1 protein-coding gene is annotated in these 4,123 nt (G+C 72.8%); it reads right to left on the reverse strand.

Features of this window, described 5'->3' with window-relative positions:
- A partial coding sequence (locus ACTWQR_RS55330; protein WP_443234948.1) for an SDR family NAD(P)-dependent oxidoreductase occupies positions 1–4,123 on the reverse strand: 4,123 nt, incomplete at both ends.

The raw sequence follows: 4,123 nt of genomic DNA on the forward strand, positions 1-4,123 counted from the left end.
GCGTCCGTGCCATCGGCCACCAACCGCCACAGATCCTCGGGCGAGGTCACACCACCGGGGAAACGGCACCCCATGCCCACGATCACCACGGGGTCGTCGTCCACCGCCCGCTGCCGCGTGACCGGAGTGTCCTTCGTGTCGTGCTCGGTGAGCGCGGCGTGCAGATGTCCGGCCAGCGCGGTGACGGTGGGGAACTCGAAGACCACGGTGGCGGGCAGAGCGAGGCCGGTGAGCCCCCGCAGGCGGTTGCGGAGTTCGACGGCGGTCAGCGAGTCGAAGCCGAGTTCCTTGAAGGGCCGTCCGGCGCCGATGCCGTCCACTTCGCCGTGTCCGAGGACGAGAGCCACCTGTTCCCGCAGGAGTCCGGTGATCGTGCGCAGGCCTTCGTGCGCGGGGACGGAGGCAAGCCGCTCCGGCCACCTCGCGCCGGCGCCGGAGACCCGGCGCACCGCCTTCGGAATCGCCACCAACTCGGAGAACAAGGGGCGGAGCTGACCAGCGGCGGCTTCGCCCCGGAGAACGGTCTCGTCGAACGGCGACACCACAGTGTGCGGCAGTACCGCCCGGACCAGGGCGTCGAGGCCCTGGTCCGTCGCGACCGGCCCGACGCCGTATCGGGCGAGGCGGGTCCGGTCGCTGACGCCGAGGTGGCCGGTCATGGCGCCGGGCTCCTCCCACAGGCCCCAGGCCAGGGAGGTGGCGGGCAGGCCGAGAGCCCGGCGGTGTACGGCGAGGGCGTCGAGGAATGCGTTGGCGGCGGCGTAGTTGGCCTGGCCCGGCACACCGGTTGTGGCCACGGCCGAGGAGAACAGCACGAACCCGTCGAGAGGCAGGTCCACGGTGAGCTCGTGCAGCAGCCAGGCCGCGTCCGCCTTGGGCCGCAATGCGACGGACAGCTGCTCGGGGGTCATCTCGGCGACGGTGGCGTCAGCGAGTACGCCCGCGGTGTGCACGACCGTGCGGAGCGGGCGGTCGGGCGGGATCGCGGCGAGGACGCGCTCCAGGGCGTCCCGGTCGGTGACGTCGCAGGCTGTCACGGTCACCTCGGCACCCCCCGCGCGTAGTGCGGCGGTCAGCTCGGCCGCGCCGGGCGCGTCCGGACCCGTACGGCTGACGAGCAGCAGATGCGGAGGCCGTGGCTGCCCCGCGAGGCGGCGGGCGACCAGAGCTCCCAGAGTTCCGGTGCCGCCGGTGATCAGCACGGTTCCGTCACCGCCCCACTCGGGCGCCGGGTGCGCGGGGAGATCGTGCACCTCGAGCCGGGGAACGTGGACGCGGCCCTCGCGTACGGCGGATTCCGGCTCGCCGTGGTCGCCGACGAGCAGGGCGGCCGGAGCGGGGCGGTCGGTCTCGACGAAAGCGAAGCGGCCCGGATGCTCGGCGGCCGCGGTGCGCAGGATGCCGCGTACGGGGGCGGATGCCAGGTCGTCCGGACGGATCACGATGCGCAGAGGGACGTTCTCCAGCTCCGGAATTCCGAGCCAGTGCTGGAGAAGGGCGAGAACGGCTGCGGACCGTTCGTGAGCCTGCCCGAGGGTGTCGGCGGCGTCCACGCCCGTGCCCCCGACGGGGACGAGGACCGCGTCGGGGAGGGTTCGTCCGTGCAGCAGCTCGTCGGGGGTGGACACCGTTTCGGCATGGGTGACGAGCGCGGTGTCGCCGAGGCCGGACAGCACGAGCAGGGTCTTGGCAGCCTCCCCGCCGGTGGGGAGCTCGTGCCATGCGATGTGGTGGGCCGTCGCGGTCACCAGGGCGCCTGCGAGTTCGGAGCGCGCCACGGACCGGAAGGCCAACGAGTCGATCTCCGCGACCGGTATGCCGCTCTCGTCGGCGAGCGTGAAGCGGAAGCGGGCGTCGGCGAGTGGCTCGATACGGACCCTCAGCCGCCTCGCTCCGACGGCTGAGGCGGTGAGGCGCAGGCCTTCGAAGGCGAAGGGCAGCAGCGGCCGTTCCGGGTCGGGCGGGACGGCGCCGACGAGTCCGGCCACGACCGGATGGAGGGCCGCGTCGAGCAGCGCGGGATGGATCCCGAACTCCTCGCTGTTCTGGTCCTCGGCATTCTCGGTGCCCTCGGCTGCGGCCAGTTCGGCGTACAGGGTGCCGTCGGCGGTGCGTCGGGCGGCCACTAGCCCCTGGAAGGTGGGTCCGTAGTCGTAGCCGAGCCGGTAGAGCCCCTCGTACACGTCATCCAGGGCGACGGGCTCGGCGTCGGCGGGCGGCCAGGAGAACGGTGCCGGGGACGGACCGTTCGAGGTGTCGGTTTGGAGAACCGCCTCCGCGTGCAGCGTCCAGGGGTCGTTGTCGCTGGTCCGCCCGTGGACGAAGAGGGCGCGCCCGCCGGCTTCGTCGCCCTTGGCGACACGGACCTGGAACTGGGTGGGCCGGTCGGTGCCGGGCACGAGAGGGGCGCGTACGGTCAGTTCCCGCACCTCGGGGCAGCCGACGGCGGCGCCCGCGTGAATGGCCAGTTCGGCGAAGACCGTGCCGGGGACCAGGGTCGTGCCGAAGACGCTGTGGTCAACGAGCCACGACTGGGTGCCGAGGTCGAGCCGTCCGGTGAACAGGACGCCGCCGTCGGCCAGCGCGACCCTCGCACCGAGCAACGGGTGGGCCGCTGTGGCAAGGCCCAGGCGGGAGGCGTCGGCGCGGCCGCCGGCGGGAGCGAGCCAGTAGCGGTCGGGGGCGAATCGGTAGGTGTGCGGCAGCTCCGGCGGGGTGGCGGGCGCGTCCCAGGAGACAGGTATGCCGCCGAGATGCGCGGCCGACAGGGCTCGATGGAACGCCGCCTGGCCTCCGTGATCGCGGCGCAGGGTGCCGCCGGTGAAGGCGGTCAGTCCGCGCGCGGCGAGGATCTCCTCCACGGCGAGCGTGAGAACGGGATGGGGGCTGATCTCGATGAACCGCCGGTGTCCGGCGTTCACGAGTCCGTTGACCGCGTCCTCGAAGCGCACGGTCTGTCGCAGATTGCGGTACCAGTACCCGGCGTCGAGGGTGTCCGCGGCGACGGGGCCCCCGGTCACGGCGGAGTAGTACGCAGTCGTGGCCCGGCTCGGTTCGAGCGTGGCACCGATCGCGATCAGACGGTCTTGCAAGGGCTCGACGTACCGCGTGTGCGAGGCGTAGTCGACGGGGATACGTCGGGCGCGTATCCCTTGGTTCTCGCACCAGTCCATAAGTTCGGCGAGGGCGGGCGCGCTGCCCGCGACGACGGTGGCGCGCGGCCCGTTGCGCACCGCGATCTCCAGTTCGTCCGGTCGGCGCCGCAGAACGGGGGCGAGTTCGTCGGCACCCAAGGCGACGGACACCATGCCGCCGTCCCCCGTGATGTCCATCAGGGCTCGGCTGCGCAGGGTGACGAGTTTCGCGGCATCACGCAAGGTCAGGGCGCCGGCGACGTGCGCGGCTGCGATCTCACCCTGGGAGTGGCCGACCACCGCGTCGGGCACCACCCCCGCGGCCCGCCACAGGGCGGCGAGGGACACCATCATCGCGAAGAGCACCGGCTGCACGACGTCGACCCGCTCCAGGGCGGGGGCGTCGGGTTCGCCGCGCAGCACGGCGAGCAGGGACCAGTCGGTGTGCTCGGCGAAGGCCTCGGCACAGGCCTCGATCTCGGTACGGAACACCGGACTGGATTCGAGTAGTTCGCGCGCCATACCGACCCACTGGGACCCCTGGCCGGGAAATACGAAGACCGTTCTGCCAGGGACGTTCTCCCCGGTGACGACGGTGTCGTGGCCCTCGCCGTCGGCGACGGCGCGCAGCGCTTCGGCCAGCGTGGCGGGGTCGTCCGCCCGCACGGCGGCGCCGTGGTCGAGGCGGGCGCGCCGGACGAAGGCGGCCGCGAGGTCGGTGGGAGCGGTGTCGGGGTGGTCTCGCAGGTGCTCGGCGAGCGCCTCGGCCTGGCGGCGCAGAGCGGCTGGGGTGTTGCCGGACAGCAGGACCGGAGGGGCGGGCCGTATCGGCGCCGCCCGGTCCTTCAACTCGGCTGTCTCAGGTGCCTGTTCGAGGATGACGTGGGTGTTGGTGCCACTGATCCCGAACGAGGAGACACCCGCACGCCGCGGCCGCCCCCGCTCCGGCCAAGCCGCCTGCTCACGCAGCAGCTCCACCCCACAACCCG

The sequence above is a fragment of the Streptomyces sp. 2A115 genome (assembly GCF_052245575.1).
GTDB lineage: Bacteria > Actinomycetota > Actinomycetes > Streptomycetales > Streptomycetaceae > Streptomyces.